Origin of the sequence: Colwellia sp. MB3u-45 (assembly GCF_014077005.1) — a bacterium.
GTDB lineage: Bacteria > Pseudomonadota > Gammaproteobacteria > Enterobacterales > Alteromonadaceae > Cognaticolwellia.
The window spans coordinates 42,238-59,563 of the sequence record NZ_JACGVC010000044.1; the positions used below are offsets into that span (position 1 = coordinate 42,238).

At 38.2% G+C, this 17,326-nt stretch carries 17 protein-coding genes; 12 read left to right on the forward strand and 5 right to left on the reverse strand.

Annotation, left to right across the window (positions count from 1 at the left end):
- Positions 1 to 24: 24 nt before the first annotated feature.
- Positions 25 to 1,164 carry an anhydro-N-acetylmuramic acid kinase gene (locus H4J41_RS05490; RefSeq protein WP_182135928.1) on the reverse strand — a complete coding sequence of 380 codons (1,140 nt, stop codon included), beginning with the start codon at positions 1,162 to 1,164 and terminating at the stop codon, positions 25 to 27.
- 1 nt (position 1,165) lies between these two features.
- Positions 1,166 to 2,563, reverse strand: coding sequence for an OapA family protein (locus tag H4J41_RS05495; protein ID WP_220460906.1), 1,398 nt, complete (start codon positions 2,561 to 2,563; stop codon positions 1,166 to 1,168).
- Positions 2,564 to 2,756: 193 nt separating this feature from the next.
- Between H4J41_RS05495 and tyrS the strand changes: the two genes are divergently transcribed.
- The 5 genes from tyrS (at position 2,757) to H4J41_RS05520 (ending at position 6,435) form a co-directional block, all read left to right on the forward strand.
- Positions 2,757 to 3,956, forward strand: coding sequence for a tyrosine--tRNA ligase (gene tyrS / locus H4J41_RS05500; protein WP_182135927.1), 1,200 nt, complete (start codon positions 2,757 to 2,759; stop codon positions 3,954 to 3,956).
- Between the two features lie 320 nt (positions 3,957 to 4,276).
- A complete protein-coding gene (locus H4J41_RS05505; protein WP_182135926.1) occupies positions 4,277 to 4,870 on the forward strand; it encodes a DUF4136 domain-containing protein in 594 nt (197 codons plus the stop codon).
- On the forward strand, positions 4,867 to 5,319 hold the full coding sequence (locus H4J41_RS05510; protein WP_182135925.1) for a hypothetical protein: 453 nt from the start codon (positions 4,867 to 4,869) through the stop codon (positions 5,317 to 5,319). Before H4J41_RS05505 ends, H4J41_RS05510 begins: the two co-directional genes overlap by 4 nt.
- Positions 5,320 to 5,513: 194 nt before the next feature.
- Positions 5,514 to 5,837, forward strand: a complete 324-nt coding sequence (locus H4J41_RS05515) for a ribonuclease E inhibitor RraB (protein WP_182135924.1) — start codon at positions 5,514 to 5,516, stop codon at positions 5,835 to 5,837.
- 316 nt (positions 5,838 to 6,153) lie between these two features.
- Positions 6,154 to 6,435: a hypothetical protein gene (locus H4J41_RS05520; RefSeq protein ID WP_182135923.1), complete on the forward strand. Its 282-nt coding sequence runs from the start codon at positions 6,154 to 6,156 to the stop codon at positions 6,433 to 6,435.
- Positions 6,436 to 7,186: 751 nt separating this feature from the next.
- On the opposite strand, the gene H4J41_RS05525 is transcribed toward H4J41_RS05520, so the two are convergent.
- Positions 7,187 to 7,387 carry a hypothetical protein gene (locus H4J41_RS05525; protein WP_182135922.1) on the reverse strand — a complete coding sequence of 67 codons (201 nt, stop codon included), beginning with the start codon at positions 7,385 to 7,387 and terminating at the stop codon, positions 7,187 to 7,189.
- Positions 7,388 to 7,904: 517 nt separating this feature from the next.
- Between H4J41_RS05525 and H4J41_RS05530 the strand changes: the two genes are divergently transcribed.
- Positions 7,905 to 8,189 carry a hypothetical protein gene (locus H4J41_RS05530; protein WP_182135921.1) on the forward strand — a complete coding sequence of 95 codons (285 nt, stop codon included), beginning with the start codon at positions 7,905 to 7,907 and terminating at the stop codon, positions 8,187 to 8,189.
- Positions 8,190 to 8,193: 4 nt separating this feature from the next.
- Here the strand turns inward: H4J41_RS05530 and H4J41_RS05535 are convergent, their stop codons facing one another.
- Positions 8,194 to 10,194, reverse strand: coding sequence for a CHASE domain-containing protein (locus H4J41_RS05535; protein ID WP_182135920.1), 2,001 nt, complete (start codon positions 10,192 to 10,194; stop codon positions 8,194 to 8,196).
- A 397-nt stretch (positions 10,195 to 10,591) separates the two neighbouring features.
- Positions 10,592 to 11,263 (reverse strand): tRNA (adenine(22)-N(1))-methyltransferase TrmK, encoded by a 672-nt coding sequence (locus H4J41_RS05540; RefSeq protein WP_182135919.1) that lies wholly within the window; start codon positions 11,261 to 11,263, stop codon positions 10,592 to 10,594.
- Between the two features lie 533 nt (positions 11,264 to 11,796).
- Here H4J41_RS05540 and H4J41_RS05545 point away from each other — a divergent pair.
- The 6 genes from H4J41_RS05545 (at position 11,797) to H4J41_RS05570 (ending at position 17,272) form a co-directional block, all read left to right on the forward strand.
- Positions 11,797 to 12,315: a flavodoxin family protein gene (locus H4J41_RS05545; RefSeq protein WP_182135918.1), complete on the forward strand. Its 519-nt coding sequence runs from the start codon at positions 11,797 to 11,799 to the stop codon at positions 12,313 to 12,315.
- A gap of 135 nt (positions 12,316 to 12,450) precedes the next feature.
- The gene (locus tag H4J41_RS05550; RefSeq protein WP_182135917.1) at positions 12,451 to 12,924 is read left to right on the forward strand and encodes a Dps family protein; all 474 of its coding nucleotides are present in this window, start codon (positions 12,451 to 12,453) and stop codon (positions 12,922 to 12,924) included.
- Positions 12,925 to 13,629: 705 nt separating this feature from the next.
- Positions 13,630 to 13,896: a hypothetical protein gene (locus H4J41_RS05555; RefSeq protein WP_182135916.1), complete on the forward strand. Its 267-nt coding sequence runs from the start codon at positions 13,630 to 13,632 to the stop codon at positions 13,894 to 13,896.
- Between the two features lie 68 nt (positions 13,897 to 13,964).
- Complete coding sequence (gene mscL, locus H4J41_RS05560) at positions 13,965 to 14,420, forward strand: large conductance mechanosensitive channel protein MscL (protein WP_182135915.1); 456 nt, start codon at positions 13,965 to 13,967, stop codon at positions 14,418 to 14,420.
- Positions 14,421 to 15,029: 609 nt separating this feature from the next.
- Positions 15,030 to 15,779 (forward strand): PRC-barrel domain containing protein, encoded by a 750-nt coding sequence (locus tag H4J41_RS05565; protein WP_182135914.1) that lies wholly within the window; start codon positions 15,030 to 15,032, stop codon positions 15,777 to 15,779.
- A gap of 122 nt (positions 15,780 to 15,901) precedes the next feature.
- Positions 15,902 to 17,272, forward strand: coding sequence for a lyase family protein (locus H4J41_RS05570; protein WP_182135913.1), 1,371 nt, complete (start codon positions 15,902 to 15,904; stop codon positions 17,270 to 17,272).
- Positions 17,273 to 17,326: the final 54 nt, after the last annotated feature.

The following is a 17,326-nucleotide window of genomic DNA, read 5'->3' on the forward strand; positions in this document are numbered from 1 at the left end:
AAAATATGCATATCTAGTTAATTTTTAAGGCTTAACACTGATACCTAAAACAGCCGGCTTGTTAGCCCCTGTTACCGCGGGAATGTTACCAAAAATATTTTTATCAAATGCTAAGGCTAGCCAAGCAAATGCCATGGCCTCTAATGAATCACTGTTAATATTTTTGGTTTGAGTATTTACGACTGAATGGTTGTTAAGCTTTTGATTTAATAATGAAACTAAGTAATTATTTTCAATGCCGCCACCACAAAGGTATACGTCAGACTTGGTACTTAGTTGGTTGATTTCTTGCGCGATTGTTTCGGCGGTTAAGGCGGTTAATGTTGCTTGAATATCGGCAGGTTTTAATTGGCTTTGGTCGGTAAATTTTGCTAACCATTGGGCGTTAAAATACTCTCGTCCAGTACTTTTAGGGGCAGCTTGTGAGAAGTAGGGTTCACTTAACATCGCTTGCAGTAATTTATCGCAGACTTGACCTGAATTGGCCCACTGGCCTTTAGCGTCATAGCGCCCTGACTGGTGCAGTTCAAACCAATAATCCATTAGGGCATTGCCTGGACCGGTATCAAAACCCGTGGTTTTATGGGGGGCATTTTTTGGTAGAAAGGTAATATTAGCAATACCCCCAATATTGACCACAAAAACGTCTTTTTCAGTTGAGCCAAAAATAGCTTGGTGAAAAGCAGGTACTAATGGCGCTCCCTGACCACCTAGAGCAATATCTTTGGTTCTAAAATCACCAACCACACGAATGCCGGTCAATAATGCTAAGGTTTGTAAACAGCCTATTTGCAGGGTAAAAGGCGTTGTTATCTGTGGGTTTTTCACCGGACGGTGTCGAATGGTTTGCCCATGACAACCGATGGCGGTGATATCTGCTGAAGAGAGTTTTTCTTGCTGTAAAAATTTTATAATGGCTTGAGAAAATTGCTGAGCTAACTCGATATTAAGGCTACCAGCGCGATCAATTTCATTAGCGCTAGCGTTATATAAACTCATTATTTTTTGTTGAGTGTTGTTATCGTAAGCCTGATAATAGCTTGCAACTAAACTTGCGCCATTGGCTTGTTCTGGTTGATCACCATCAAATTCGACTAGCGCGAGATCAATGCCATCGGCGCTAGTGCCTGACATTAGGCCAATATATCGCATTTTGTTGCTCATATTATTCCGCGCTTGACTGCATACTGAGCATTATACGTCGTGAACCCATCAGCTCTGCTAGTCGCTGTTTTGCTATCACGTCAAATGCTTGTCGATATTTACTGCTAATAGGTTCAGCGTCTGGCAGTTTCACCGTTCTAGGATTGCGATGTACACCATTCAGTAAAAATTCATAATGTAAATGTGGCCCTGCTGCTAAGCCGGTAGAGCCGACATAACCAATGACCTGTCCTTGTTTGACGCGTTCGCCTTTTTTAACGGCCCGTTTTGAAAAGTGAATATATTTGGTTTCAATGCCGTTGCCATGCTGTAGAAATACGTGGTGGCCATTATACTTGTCGTAACCCGCTTGTACGACTTTACCATCACCTGCGGCAACAACGGGTGTGCCTGTTTTAGCCGCATAGTCAGTTCCACGGTGAGCTTTCCAACGTTTTTGTACTGGATGGAAACGTTTGAGTTTAAAATTAGAGCTAATATATTTAAAGCTGACCGGCGCCCGCAAAAAGGCTTGGCGCATACTTCTGCCTTCTGCAGAGTAATACTCGCCGTTAGTGTAGCGAATGGCTTGAAAAGTCTCACCTTGATTAATAAATTCTGCTGCGACTATGTTGCCAGTGCCAATAAACTCACCTTCAACATATTGGTTTTCATAAACCACATTAAAGCTATCGCCTGCACGAATATCCAAAGCAAAATCAATATCCCAGCCGAAAACATTTGCTAAGTTGATAATCTGCCCATCATTTAGACCCGCAGAGGCAGCAGCAAGCCAAAAATTTGCTTTAATTACGCCATGGGCAATAGCTTCACGGATCTCAACACTTTTGCTCTCTTTATAAGCGTGATATTGCTGATTTTGTAAATTAACGAATAAGGTCTCATTTTTTGATAACGGATACTCAAGTGAGACTAAGTTACCTTCACCGTCTTTACCTATGCGCATGATGTCGTCAACACTGAGTTTTTTCAGCAATTTACTACCTTCACCTTCGGCGGTGATCACTTTGTAAGTAGTGGTAGCATCTAAGCTATTGCGTTTAAATATTTTTGCTAGCGAGTCGCCATTTTTTACCTTAACCGATTGCCACTGCAATTGTGCCGCGTCTTCTTCAATATTACTCGGCAGATCCCTGATAGGCTCTTGTGTAATTTGTAACGCGTCGATGGGTTGAACGGGTAATTGAATACTAACGGGCGGATCAACATAACCTGTCTGCTCGGGTATAGCGACTTGATAGCGCTGGCCCACTTTAAATTCGACATCGTTACTCAACGTTGCTTGATCACTGCTCTTTAACGGCATGATTAATAAAAATAACACTACAACAGCACATGCAGTAATAATTATTTGATGCTGTTTTGGCAGGGCAAAATATAAATTTTTTATATTTTTCAAAAAGATAAGGCCTATAAATTGAGTTTTAATGCGACAACTGTTTTTTATTATAACAAAATAATATCGTGCTAAACAATGATAGGGTTTTCACCACAGTTAAAATTACAGTAGAATTCGACAATTAATTAATTTATTTGTTATATACCCGCACCTTGAAGTGGAAAGTGTATATACACCCCTGTGGAGCCTAGTCATGTCAGATGTAAGCCAAGCGTTTGCAGAAATAAAACGCGGTGCAGAAGAAATTCTGCTAGAAGATGAATTGTTGGCCAAGTTAAAACTAGGAAAACCGTTAAAAATTAAGGCTGGTTTTGATCCAACAGCACCAGATTTACATTTGGGTCATACCGTATTGATAAATAAGTTACGGCAGTTTCAACAGTTAGGTCATGAGGTTATTTTCTTAATTGGTGACTTTACTGGCATGATTGGTGATCCCACCGGTAAAAATGTTACGCGCAAGGCCTTAACGAAAGAAGATGTTTTAGCAAACGCTGAAACGTATAAAGAACAAGTATTTAAAATTCTAGACCCAGCGAAAACCACGGTTGCCTTTAATTCAACGTGGATGGAAAAACTTGGCGCCGCAGGTATGTTAAAGCTAGCTTCACGCCAAACCGTTGCGCGTATGATGGAACGCGACGATTTTAAAAAACGTTATAATGGCGGCCAAGCCATTGCCATTCATGAGTTTATGTATCCGTTAGTGCAAGGTTGGGACTCAGTGGCTTTAGAGGCTGATGTTGAATTAGGTGGTACCGACCAGAAATTTAATTTATTAATGGGCCGTGAACTGCAAAAGGCAGAAGGGCAACGTCCACAAACTGTGCTTATGATGCCATTACTTGAAGGCTTAGACGGCGTGCAAAAAATGTCTAAGTCGTTAAATAATTATATTGGTATTACTGACGCACCGAATGATATGTTTGGTAAAATCATGTCGATTTCTGATGATTTAATGTGGCGCTACTATGAGCTACTTAGCTTTAAACCGATTGATGTGATTAATGGTTATAAAGAAAATATTGCCGCAGGCTCTAATCCTCGTGATGTGAAAATTGACTTAGCTAAAGAGCTAATTGAGCGTTTTCATGACAAGGCAGCAGCTGAAGCGGCTCATCAAGAATTTATTAATCGCTTTCAAAAAGGTGCTGTGCCTGACGACATATCAGACATAGACGTGATTGCCCAAAATGGTGAAATTGCCATTACTAACTTGTTAAAAGAAGCCGGTTTAGTCGCCAGTACTTCTGAAGCTATGCGCATGATAAAGCAAGGTGCGGCGAAAATTGAAGGCGAGAAAGTTGTCGACAATAAGCTGATGATCAGTGTTGGCTCAACGGCCATATACCAAGTCGGTAAACGTAAATTTGCTAAGGTTACGGTTAAGTAAACCCTATCAAATTAACCTGTTGTTAAGAAGCCAGTAGTTGTTACTGGTTTTTTTATCGACAGTAAGTACCGTCAGTTTTATTTCCAGAAAAAATAAGTACCGACATCTATGTAGGCAATGTTAAGTTCACATGGTTGTTTCTAGCCATATCGATCATTGCTCTTGCATTGCCCTGATGACTTTAATCTTTTTAAGAACAAGGCCTTGCGAGATTAACACCTTGATATATGTCGATGTTAAAGGTGAGCGATATCATAGGAAAAGTTGTAATTTACAACTAGCTTGGTAATCTAGGGGATTATTTATTGTTTGAAGTTAACATGACAAATATTAGATTACTTAGCTGCTTGGCGTTAATAATCAACCTTGTTGCTTGTTCATCTATGAACAGCGCTACCACGTCATTTCGTGATGGCTTTGATTTTTCGGCCGTTGAAAGCTATAGCACTTATGGTCGTAACTCCGCCTTTGGTGATTTACAAAACCTCAACGACACTATCCGAAACACCATTGAACTGGCTATTGAGCAAAGCTTTAACGAAAATGGCTTTCGTTATAAAACTTTTATCAAGGCCGATATACTTATTGCTTATCACGTGCTTGATAACAATTTTGCCGAACTTAAAAAATATGATCAGCAGGTAAAATATTGTGGTTATTGTTTAAGAGCAGGCAAAAACACGCGCCTAGAGTTAGAAAAAAAGCTAGACCCCGGTAGTTTGATTATCGATATTATCGACCCAGAAAATCAACGTTCAGTCTGGCGCAGTATCTATCCGTTAGGTTTTAAACCTCAAGATAATAGCCGCGAAATGCAGGAAAAAATTAGTAAAGCGGTTGATAGCATGTTGCGCGATTATCCTCGTGGCAAAAATATAAGCCAAATTGTTAACTTAAAGGAGCAGCTTACATGACGATTAAGTGGCTAGTTATTACATTATTTACCTTGACCTGTTTTATGGTCATTCTACTCGGTTTGGGCTATTTTCTGTCGGAAAATGAAAAAGCCACCATGCCACCTAAGTACCCATTGGCGCAACAGACTCAGCTACAGCAAAAAAAGCCGCTTTTACGTCAAAGTATGACCGATGTGGCCAAACCAGAAACTGACGCTAACATTATGAATAACTTTGAAAACACATTGATCAACAACTTAACTTGCATCACGTTAGCACAGTGCCAAGTCGTTACCGTTAAATTCAAAAATATCGACTGTAAGTTAGCCAGTAATCTTATAGGAGCATCACAGCTTAAAAAAATAGCCACGCAGCGTATTACTATGAACACTTGCCCAACGGTAAATCCGCAAAGCCAACTCGCTTGTCAGCAAAATATTTGCACGCTAGTGAATACGCTCAATTAGTGTTAATGATCATCTCACCCGTCGCTTAAAAGGCTGTTTAAGCGGCGTTAATTATTTTTGCTAGCGCAACGTTTATACAACCAGCGCTAAAAATAATTGTCTTGCCTAAATAGCTTTTAATTATCAGCCAAACGAGCATCTTGAATGGCTTTGGGTATATAATAAGGCATTGTTTTTAATAAATTGTATCTGATATGACCTTCCCCGACGATGAAACAGGCCAAGTATTAACTGAAATGCAAGCTGCGGGCATTAACTTAAATGAAATGCATCCAGTAGTATTTTTCCATTTATTTGAAAAAGAAATACAAGCGCAAGCTATGATCGAGCATTTAGCTGAAAAAGCGCCAGACATGGTGGTAACGCTAGAACCCGACGAGTTACCCAATGTGTGGGATTTAAACTGCACAGTAACCATGACACCAAGTTATGACGCTATTGTCGCGCAAGAAGCTGAGTTTGAGCTGCTAGCAACAAAATTTGAAGGCTTCAACGATGGCTGGGGTATTGAGGCTTAATAACTTGATTTGATTTGACTTGAGTTAATCTAGCTTGAGTTAACTTACTTGAGTGAATATAGCTTAGCTCGAGTTAACTTAGTCTGAGTTGAAAATAACGGTTCGCCCAAAGATTTCGTTGATATATCATTGTTGCTAAAAATGTGTCTATTAACGTTTTCTAAATAACTGATACTATGAGATATTAACATTAGCTAAATAAGAAATATTGTGCTGAGTTTACTAAAATTTATCCATAATAGAGTGCTTTAAGCACAAAGAAATATAGTGCCATAGGCACAAGGATACAGCGCTATTTGCGCAGGGAGTTTCAACAATGTTCAATAAATTAATACCATTATCGCTGCTCGTTTTCTTAACAGCATGCGGCACAACTCAACCACCCCCGTACCAAAAAGATAGAAACCCTGAAGACAGAGATCAATACAGCGGCGCTGAAGGGCTAACCCAGCAACAAAAAGATCAAACTTATCTAATGAATAAAGCACTATCTGAGCAATGCACTACAGCTAAAATAGATTTGGCGATCGCAGTAACCGACAACAACGCTAGTGAAATTAAGCAACAAAATGCACTCATTAGCCGTACCTGTATATAAGTAAATTAATAGGCCTGATAAGTGTGTGCTGTGTTAACTGGGTGGCGTAAAATCAACCAAGCTATTGCTGTTATTACAAAATGTTGTAGTGTTTTTTTAAGTTTGGAAGAGGGAGTTTTCATTATTTTTTTAAAACGAAAGCTGCAGTTTAGCTGTAAGTTAGCAATGGTCATCGCTGCAAAGGTTGGGTGTAAATATATAGAATAAATAAGAGGGCTCTTTTTTAGAATAAAAGGGACATCTCCTCTTATTCAGTTGTTAGTCATTTAATTAATGTTGGAAATGTCATGGATGAATGATCAGTAATTGAACTATGAACACAACAGAGAGAAAGTATTCTTGGAATATGGCGTAATTTGCTCATAGTAGCAGCTGATCAAATGTAATCCAGATAGTCTCTTTATTCAATCATTGGTTCCTAGACAAGATACGCAAGATCTCAATTTTGGTTTTCATATAGCGATTGATATTACTGTAGTTATTTCCATATTAGTTTTATCAGGGGTATTAAAAAGCGCTAACAAGAAAATTAGCTAGGTCGCTCAATAGTTAGCTGTTTTATACAGTTCCTAATTATTATCATCTAGCTTACTTATTAATCAGTTTTTTCTACCTAAGTCAAAAAAACAGGCTATTCACCTGTTTTAAAATTTCTCATTCAGTTATCCCATCGCAGATTATTATGCCAGTTCCTTTGCTCTGTATCTGCTGTAATCGCTATACTGCGTGACAGCTTTAACCTGTTAATCGCCTAGTGAACTTCAGTAGGTCCATGACGATTTAGAATATCCATTATTTCCTGTTTTGCACTCTCTGGCATCATTACCTTGATCTGTGAAATTTTTTCATCGATAAAAAAATTCTCCCTGGGGATATCTTTATTCACCAGTTCATCAGCGACATTTGTAAGGGCATCTTTATCTTTATATTTTGCTGTAATAGTTTTGTACATGACAGTTTTCTCCTGTTTGGCCAATATCTTCTATAAGCTAAAGTCGATCTTGTGAGACGTTAAAACTGTTTTGAGATACGTTTTATGCAAGACCCTACAAAAGGAACTGCCTTGATATAAACACCGACTCACACGACCTGAGTAAAAATATCATTCTCCTTTCTCACTTATACTTTAGAACAGAGCATTGAATACTGCCAGTTTGTCGAACATTTCCTGCCAAAATTTATGAGAGAAAATAACTAGCAGATAGATGCCCTAATTATTCCCCACAACTCCTGAAAACAGCGCCTGAAAAGCCGGCGCAACGAGTCGAAAGTACTAGATGTGTTTGACGCCTACTTCATCCATGTAGATGTTCAGATGAGTATCATCCATATTGCTGAACTGTGAGTCCATCTCGGTATAAACAGTGACTTAGATATCGGCCTTGTTGTTAATAACCAAGGTAAAGATCAACAGTAATAATAGAGTAAGCAGGTGAGGATATTGAGTTATTTACGACTAAAAAATAAACTTGAATATCACAAGTTTATTGAAAGTTATTAGCCGCTCTATTAGCATTATTGTACTGGTGACAGCAAATAATTTCTTGATGCTTATAGCCAGAAAACAACTCATCCGTTTAATAGATACGCTTAATAAATACTGTATTTCAGGCGGCGTTCGCCGCACCTTTTTATACAGTGAAGATGAACTCAGTGATAAAATCTTTGAACGCAGGCATACTGGGGTGTGTTCATTATTTTGTCGCGCAGCAAAGAAAAATTTGTTGTTTGGTTTTCAATTTTTTGGTTTTTAAAGCTTTAAAAATTTCCAAAAATCATTACTTTATTCCGTCCTCTTTTCTTTGCCTCATACATTGCCTTATCGGCGCACTCCATCAACAGAGCTTGCTCTGTTGCGTGCTGAGGATAAATTGCCACACCAATACTTGAGGAAATATTCAGCAGTTCATCATTATCCATGACAAAATCATTTTCCAAAGTTATTCGTATTTTATTGGCTACGTCCTCGGCGTGCTGATAAATAGTAGGGAGAATCACTACAAACTCATCCCCACCTAAACGTCCAACGGTGTCGGTAGTGCGCAAACAAGCTTGAATACGGTTAGATACTTCGATTAATAACCAATCACCAACATGATGGCCATAGCTATCATTTATTTGTTTAAAGTCGTCTAAATCAATAAAAAGAATAGCCATATTTTTTTCATTGCGATCAGTAAAAGCTATCGCTTGTTTTAATCTGTCATTGATCAAACGACGATTAGGAAGCTGGGTTAACTGATCATACGAGGCTTGCTTATTAAGACGTATTTGCAGATTTTTTTGCTCAGTAATGTCATAATTTACGCCAACAATTCGAATCGCTCTTCCGGCATGGTCAAAAGAGGTTTTTGAGACCGCTTTAATATAATGCACTGAGTTATCTGGCCACAAAACACGAAATTCGAGGCTATATTCTCGCTCATTTCTAAGCGCCGCCTGTATTTCACCGTCAACATACGCTTGGTCGTCTATATGTATTCTGGAAAACCATGCCTGTTGTAAATTTTCAACGTTTGACTTGTCTATATCATATAATCTGTACATAACAGAGTCCCAATTCAAAATGTTATTTTTAACATCCCAATCATAAATTCCGACAATTCCAGCTGATGCGCCTGCTTTTAATCGGTCGATCAATACTTTTGATTCCGCGCTTGCCTCGCGGGCTTTTGTACTGCTACGGGCAATATTTAGCAGTACAAACAGTAAAAGTACCGATAAAGTTGTGCCAGTAAAACCGATTAATGTAGCTAAGTTGTTTTTAAGAATACTTTCAAAAACGTAGGTGCTGCGAAAGTGTAGAGTCCAATTTCGGCCTGGAAACTCAATGGTTTTAACAACAGAAAAACGCGGTGTAAATGCTTTTATATCAGGATTAGAGACAGAGTCTGGCTTAATTTTGGGGCTGTAAAGGAGATCTTCTATCGCTTGTGAATCTCCATCATATATTGAAAAATTTATTTGGTAATTTTTAGCACTTAAGAGAATGCCTTCAATCAGATCATCCATGCGAAATGGGCTGTATACATAGCCGATGAGTTCTTTTTGGCGCTGGGCTATGTTTTCAATGGCTGCTCCATTTTGATATAAAGGGAGATACATGAGAAATCCATTCTGCAAATCATGGTCACTTTCCTGAACCAGCTTAACCTTAGCGGAAAGTGCGACATTACCATTGTCGCGAGCAATGTCCATGGCGATATGACGAGACTTTTCTGAGTACATATCGTATCCAAAGGCGCGCTGATTTCTAGCTGTGAATGGCTCAAGATAGAGAATGCTACTGTATTGTTCACGCAGACCTGCTGGAAAAACATTAAATTCATTAAAGCCCTCTAGCCTCAGTGCATTGACAAATATGTCTTTTTCTTTTGGCTTCAACATAACAGCATAACCAATACCTTGAATGCCAGGCCAACGTTTATCAACTTCCAACTTGCTGACATAATCATGAAATTCTTGACGACTGACATGAGTACTGGCTTTAAATAATCCTATACCGCCGCGCAGGACTTGCTCATATCCTCGCATACGTTGTTCGATCGCTTGAAGGGTTTGGGCGACCTCAAAGGTGAATAAATCTTGAGTATGACGTTGATGAGATTTGTTAGTGAGCGACCAAGCAATATAGGTTACAGACAAACTTAATAAAAATATCAGCCAAGGGGAGTAAGTACCTCGAAAAAAGGCCAGAAAATTTTTTCTATTTGGCGCCCTGTCGGCATTATTTTCTGTGTCGGTAAATTTACTTGCCATTAAAGTCTCCCACTAAAAAGTCCCCCACTAATTTTTTCAAAAATGTGTACGATTCACTCTGAACAATCAGTGCATTATAAATTGAAATCGACAGTATTAAAAGACCAAAGCACATATCTGAACTATTCGAGAGCTTTGATTTTGCGGGATTTAACCTTATATACCTGACTGTTGGAACAGGTCTTTGACCAAGAAAGGGTGGTTTTGAAAATGTTAGGTATGGGTTTTATTCTGTATTTATAGACGCTATATCTATAGGGTCTAGCTTTAGGGTAAAAGTGAATGGTTTTTATATAAACAAGCTTATTTCAACGACCATGCCAGCGATGATGCACAGGAGAAATGACCATTCACTTTTTCTACTGGGCTCAAGCTGTTAAAGCACTAAAATAGGGGGTTAGGTTTTGCTATTATAAGCACTAATGATATGAGCAATATCTACTGTGCTTCCTTGTTGAACTCGCTTGTAATGCTTGAGTGTTTTATCTAAATACTGTTTAACGACACTTGCTTGTTCAACGCTAACTGATTGCCAAATGTCATGACCTACAGGGCTAATTTCTTTATGAGTATCGCTTGTTGATGAAACCAATATCACTTCATAGTAGCGGCGATTATCTTTAACTAACACTTCATTTTTCAAACTGAACTTTAGCGCGATTAATTTTTCACGTAGTGCAAATTGTTGGTTGACCGGACAGAGCAAAAAATCAATCTTCATGTCGGGATGTTTTTGCTGAATAGCATCAATGAATTGGATCATTAAGTCACCGCCAATACCCGCAATGATGACTAAGTGTTTGCCTTGGTATTGTTGCAAGGGTAACTTGGCGACATCAAGACAATGTGTTTTCCACGCTGAAATCGAATATGGGAAAAACTCTTGTAGCTTACTTTCTATTGCTGTTATTAGCTCAGGCACTATATCAACAAAATGTATATTTTGGCCCGCTTGTCGAGACAATAAACTTGCCCCTAAAAAGCCGTGATCACAGCAGCAATCCCAAATGTGGTTATAATCCGCGGTTACCATTTGCTCAATATGCTGTAATCTTTTACTGAGTTTCAATTAAATAGCCTGTATTACGATTGTAAATGATCGCATTGTAATGGTTTTATTGCTTTTTGCGAAGTTGAAAAAACAACTAAACTTAACTCAGGCATCGATAATTAATTGAGCAATATCCAACCCTCTACTGGCTTGAATCAATCAGTATAATTAGGCGTTTTTTTGATAACTACCGCCAGTAAACAGGTAGTAGATTAATCTTTAGCGCTGACTATTACGGTATTGATTCTGTGCTTGCCAGACCTTTATTTGTAGTGAAAATAAACTCAGTAGCACAATTTTCAACAGCGTTATTATGGGAATAAAAATAAGTGCTAAGCCTTGAAATAACCTGTCTTTATTGATGTCTGCGTTTAATACAAAGGATTGATGCGGTATCTAAAGCAATAAAAACTATGTTATCGTTATTGTCGCTAACATAGTTCTTTAGGTGTTTAATCGACTAATTACCGCGCTAGTTATTAACTAACCCACAAGCTTGTAAGTTAGCTTTATGAGGGGTTTTTCTGTCAATATTGTCAGCAGGTTTGAGCATGAATAAAACTATTGCGCTAATAGGTAGTTCGAGACGGGATGGCAATACAGGGAAATTAATTGATCTAATTGCGGGTCAATTACGTATTGAGGTTTTAGATTTAGCATTAAAGAATATTTCACCTTTTGATTATAATCATAAAAATTGTGGGGATGATTTTTTACCCCTTATGGATAGGTTATTGAAATATGAAAATATAGTTTTTGCCTCACCGGTATATTGGTTTGCTATGAGCGCTCAAATGAAAATATTCATTGATAGAATGTCTGATTTGTTGTCTGTACAAGCGTTAAAAGATCAAAGGTGTGCATTAAAAAGTAAAGTAGGTTATATCGTGTCGACTTCAGGCAGTGAAGTGATAGACCATTCTTTTATGAATTCTTTTACAGATACATTTGAATATTTAGGTATACACTATGGTGGTTTTGTCCACTTGGACTGTAAAAATGGCTTTGATGTATTAGTGGCTGAAAAGGCTGTTAAACATTTTGTTAATAAGCTAAACCAAACCGTATGAATGGCACAATGTAATTTACTCAAGCGGGCGCTAAACAGTTGGCTAGTGGCCGTTTTTCGCAATTATAGCCAGCTATCTTTCGCCGTTTAGTCGGCGTAGGTATGATTTTCACTATGTTCAACATGAGGAAATAAAATGACAGATATAAATATTGGTATAAATAAAGAAAATAGAACAGAAATTTCAGATGGTTTAAAGCAGCTTTTAGCAGACTCTTATACGCTGTATTTACAAACACATAACTTTCATTGGAATGTAACTGGCTTACAATTTCGTGAATTACATTTAATGTTTGAAGAGCATTACACAGAATTGGCAATTGCTGTCGACGATATTGCTGAACGTATTAGAACACTTGATGTGCCAGCACCTGGTACTTATAAAGAGTTTGCAAAACTTAGCTCGGTTAAAGAAGTAGACGGAGTGCCAAGCTCAGCTGAGATGGTTGAATTGCTCACTAAAGGTCACGAACAAGTGATTAAAACTTGTCGTAAAGTCTTAAAAATTGCCCAAAGTGCTGATGATGAATCAACGGCATCGTTAGTTTCTGACCGTATGCGTATACATGAAAAAACAGCTTGGATGCTAAGAGCGACTACAAAAGCATAACCCATAATACATAAGCCATAATAATAGGTGTCGCACAGTCGACACCTATTCGACGGCTTACCAACCCAATACTCTTCTTTGTATGTTAATAATGTCATGTTAGCCCTAGGCTAAAAGCATTAGCATGAGTCATCAAATTAAACACTATTATACCAATCTCATTAATTATCTGATCCTTTTTACTGGTTAAAATAACCCACTACTGCGTTATTTATTTAATAATTAGAACAACTAGTGATTAAAATAAATACCTTATATTTGGCCATTTTTCCTGCGTATAAAGTAGACCACCTAATTAATGAAATTAATGGTATTAGTGTATTCATTGTTTAGGTCCGCTCTTAGATTCAAATAGTCAGTGACTCTCTTAAATCCTGATGAATGTTAGGAGTACAATAAATACCTCATTTCACTAACCTCAAATCACTAACCCTATAGCCAACAATTTACCAGCGATTGCCGACGGGTGTAATTTACGCCTATAAGTGCTTTAAAAGGATAAAAAAAGTCGAGTTTCTCTCATGCTTGGTTTATATTTAAGCCACTATATTTCACTCGTTAATAGCAGTATTTTGCTAGCAAGCATCAGATGAGTATTGTGTGGTGATATCAATAAGGTCACTGCTCATGATTCTTTCGTGTGAACTTAATTGATTTATACTATTAAAGCCTCGCATTTACGGGTGTTAACCTAAGGAGTTGGTAATGCCGACAAATAAACATAAACGAAAAACAGCTGCTCATGCTAAACCTAAAGCAGCAAAATATGCACTATCATCTCGGTTGATAACGCTACACCCAAAAGCTTTTATTTCCGTAGGTTTGTGCTTTGTTGCATTAGGCTTATATCTTTTGGCTTTTGAAGCTAAAAATAATGCCATGTTTGGTGTCGCTATGTTGTCTCTTATTGCGGGCACAGCAACCACAATTTACGCGAACTTTGCTATGCCGAAGAAAAAGCAGACAAAGTGAATGTTTAACGGTTATCTATTGATATAACTATTGATATAACCACAGTTAAGCATTAAAACTGAGACAATATGAAGAAAATATTTGCGGAATATAAAGCCTTTGCTTTGAAAGGCAATGTGCTAGATATAGCTATTGGTATTGTCGTAGGCGGCGCTTTTGCTACCATTACCAGTAGTTTAGTGGCTAATGTTATTGCGCCAACCATAGGTTTATTTACCAGCGGCGTGGATCTGGCCGATTTGTTCTTGGTGCTAAAAAATGGTGTACAGGGTGGCCCATATCCCACCTTAGTACTTGCCAATAAAGACGGTGCGGTAACGCTCAGTTATGGTTTGTTTATTAATAGTGTCTTCAGTTTTATTATCGTGTCTTGGTTTGCCTTCATCTTAGTTAAGGGCATTAATCGTATAAAGGACGCAGAGTCAAAGCAAGTAGACAAGGCAACTAAAAATTGCCAATTTTGTTATTCAGTTATCAATATTAAAGCGTCTAAGTGCCCACAATGCACAGCAAACTTAGGGTAAATTTACAATTTAAAGCTAGCTTACTATCCCCTCGATTTTTTGCCCATGATTGTTTTGCTCTGGTTGAATTATGTGAAAATCGAATACGGTTTCGCGTCAATGCCTAGTGGCTAAACGCCACACCATATATCAACAATAATCAGGCGAGTCACTGAACAAGGTAAATACAGCTATTCCCGTTATAGCCTGATTATTCATCACTAACACACTGGCGTGTTAAGTTTAATAAAATGACACTGCGACTGAACATATTAGTCACTGCCGCTATGACTTTTAACCCATAGCTTTGTCAGATAAAACTCAATCCGAAGCTGTTAAATGTTTGTGTTGACCATTGACTTTTAGTTAGTGTACTAACTATTTATTTTGGTGTGTTTAAATTTATCTCTAGGTTTTTATAAGTTATTTTGTTTTTATATTCAAATAAATAAAATTTGAACTATAATTATAGTATGTACTCTAATTATAGTAACAAGTAATTTCGTTCCATATAAAGTAAGGAACTTGTACGCAAATCATCGTAAATTATTATTGGCGTATGAGAGCGAAAATTCTGACGTTTTGATGAAAATTAATTGTTAAATATAACGAACAAAGATGGAGAAAGTGATGTTAGTCAATTTGGAAGCGCTAAATGGCAGTACTATTCATGCAGTAGATGGTGAAGTTGGGCAGATAACCGATGTGTATTTTGATGATAGACACTGGACCATAAGATTTATGGTCGTTGATATTCAACCTTGGGTACCCTTAAGTGAAAAAACCTTAATAAGCCCTATATCATTGCTTGAATACGACATTGAAGCGCAGCAACTTAACGTGTCTATAACAAAAGATAAGGTTAAGAACAGTCCACAAATCGATGAACACGAAACAGTTTCCCGTGAGTTTGAAAAGAGCTATTTTGATTATTATGCTTATGGTTACTATTGGGTGGGGCCTGGAGCATGGGGTGAATACGCATACCCAATGGCTTTGGTTAATCCCAATACATTGTCAAAAGATAGCAGCGAAAGTGAAGATACTAAAACTAGCAATCATCTTCGTTCAACCAATGAGATTACGCATTACGGTATAGATGCTTTAGATGGCAAAAAAGGCTATATCAAAGACTTCATTTGTGACACCGATAGTTGGTCTCTGCTTTACATTGTGGTTGATACCCGTGATTGGCTACCTGGCGGCAAAAAAGTACTGATCTCTCCAAAGCATTTAGATAAGTTAAATTGGCAAGAAAAATCGGTTACCTGTAATCTTAATTTTGAGCAGATACAAGCATGTCCAGAATACAACGAAGACAAATTGAATGATGTTGAGTATCTAGCAGAAGTTAAAAATAAACTCATGTTCAATAAGTAGTCAGATTAACTATATTCTCACAATAATATGCCTATTATTACATAGGCATAAAGTCAGTCGACGAAAAATTTTCAAGCTACTATTCTCAAGCTACTATTCTCAAGTAATTAAAGGATAACTAAATGCAAAAAAATGACGACAATAAAACCTCTAAGAGTGGCGAGATAACCGATATATTATATGGCAGTGAAACGGCCAAAGCCCTGACTAATTTTACCATTAGCGAGCTAAAAATGCCGCGGGCCTTTCTTTGGGCACTAGCGACAATAAAAAGCGCCTGTGCACAAGCTAATCAAGAGTTAGGGCTGCTTGATGCCGATAAATCTGCTGCTATTCAAGTGGCTGCCAAAGAAGTGGCTGACGGCTTTCACCTTAATCAGTTTCCCATTGATGTATTTCAAACCGGCTCGGGCACCAGCACTAACATGAACGTGAATGAAGTTATTGCCTCGTTAGTCAAGCGACATAGTCAGCAAAAAATTACTCTTCACCCAAACGATGACGTGAACATGGGGCAAAGCTCTAATGACGTTATCCCGTCATGTATCCACTTAAGTGCAGCAAAGCTTATCTCTGATGAATTGTTACCCTCACTACAACATTTGAGCGATACCTTGGATGCAAAAGCAAGTGAACATCACAACACGATTAAAACCGGCAGAACGCATTTAATGGACGCTATGCCATTGAGTTTCGCTCAGGAAATAAGTGGCTGGAGCAGCCAAATTAGTTATGCAAATGACCAGCTTAAAAATAGCTTACCTAGCTTATGCAAACTGGCTATTGGTGGCACGGCTATCGGTACAGGTGTAAACACACATCCTGAGTTTGCTGCGATTGTAACACGGGTATTAAGCGAAAGAACTGGGTTAACACTGAGCCCAGCGGATAATTATTTTCGAGCCATCAGTGCTCAAGATACAGCAGTGCAGATCAGTGGTATGCTCAAAACTACGGCGGTTAGTTTGAGTAAAGTCAGTAATGACATTCGTTGGCTGAGCAGTGGGCCATTAAATGGCTTAAATGAATTACAGCTACCTGAACTACAAAAAGGCAGCAGTATTATGCCTGGCAAAGTTAACCCTGTGATCCCTGAAGCGGTACTCATGGCTTGCACTCAGGTAATTGGTAATGACACCACCATTACCTTGGCAGGACAATCGGGCAATTTTCAACTCAACACCATGTTGCCGTTAATTGGCCATACTTTACTGCAAAGTATTCAGCTATTGAGTTCAAGCAGCAGTGCACTGGCTGATAAAGTGATCAAAGACATGCAAGTCAACCATATAATGATCAATGAAAACTTGGTCAGAAACCCAATACTGGCAACGGCATTAACAAATTTGATTGGTTATGACAAAAGCGCTGAAATAGCCAAAAAAGCGCATCAAGAAAAAAGAACCGTATTAGATGTTGCGCTAGAGCTAACCGATATTAGTGAAACCGAGCTTATTGCATTACTCGATCCTAAACGGCTAACAGGCGGATAAAATTGAATATAAGGGTTAGGCGAAAAAATTAGGCGACAAGGTTTATTTCCCATA

Bases quoted from the DNA above. Each gene is read 5' to 3' on its own strand.
- H4J41_RS05490 (WP_182135928.1), bottom strand. From the start codon at position 1,164: ATGAGCAACAAAATGCGATATATTGGCCTAATGTCAGGCACTAGCGCC.
- tyrS (WP_182135927.1), top strand. From the start codon at position 2,757: ATGTCAGATGTAAGCCAAGCGTTTGCAGAAATAAAACGCGGTGCAGAA.
- H4J41_RS05505 (WP_182135926.1), top strand. From the start codon at position 4,277: ATGACAAATATTAGATTACTTAGCTGCTTGGCGTTAATAATCAACCTT.
- H4J41_RS05510 (WP_182135925.1), top strand. From the start codon at position 4,867: ATGACGATTAAGTGGCTAGTTATTACATTATTTACCTTGACCTGTTTT.
- H4J41_RS05515 (WP_182135924.1), top strand. From the start codon at position 5,514: ATGACCTTCCCCGACGATGAAACAGGCCAAGTATTAACTGAAATGCAA.
- H4J41_RS05520 (WP_182135923.1), top strand. From the start codon at position 6,154: ATGTTCAATAAATTAATACCATTATCGCTGCTCGTTTTCTTAACAGCA.
- H4J41_RS05525 (WP_182135922.1), bottom strand. From the start codon at position 7,387: ATGTACAAAACTATTACAGCAAAATATAAAGATAAAGATGCCCTTACA.
- H4J41_RS05535 (WP_182135920.1), bottom strand. From the start codon at position 10,194: ATGGCAAGTAAATTTACCGACACAGAAAATAATGCCGACAGGGCGCCA.
- H4J41_RS05545 (WP_182135918.1), top strand. From the start codon at position 11,797: ATGAATAAAACTATTGCGCTAATAGGTAGTTCGAGACGGGATGGCAAT.
- H4J41_RS05550 (WP_182135917.1), top strand. From the start codon at position 12,451: ATGACAGATATAAATATTGGTATAAATAAAGAAAATAGAACAGAAATT.
- H4J41_RS05555 (WP_182135916.1), top strand. From the start codon at position 13,630: ATGCCGACAAATAAACATAAACGAAAAACAGCTGCTCATGCTAAACCT.
- mscL (WP_182135915.1), top strand. From the start codon at position 13,965: ATGAAGAAAATATTTGCGGAATATAAAGCCTTTGCTTTGAAAGGCAAT.
- H4J41_RS05565 (WP_182135914.1), top strand. From the start codon at position 15,030: ATGTTAGTCAATTTGGAAGCGCTAAATGGCAGTACTATTCATGCAGTA.
- H4J41_RS05570 (WP_182135913.1), top strand. From the start codon at position 15,902: ATGCAAAAAAATGACGACAATAAAACCTCTAAGAGTGGCGAGATAACC.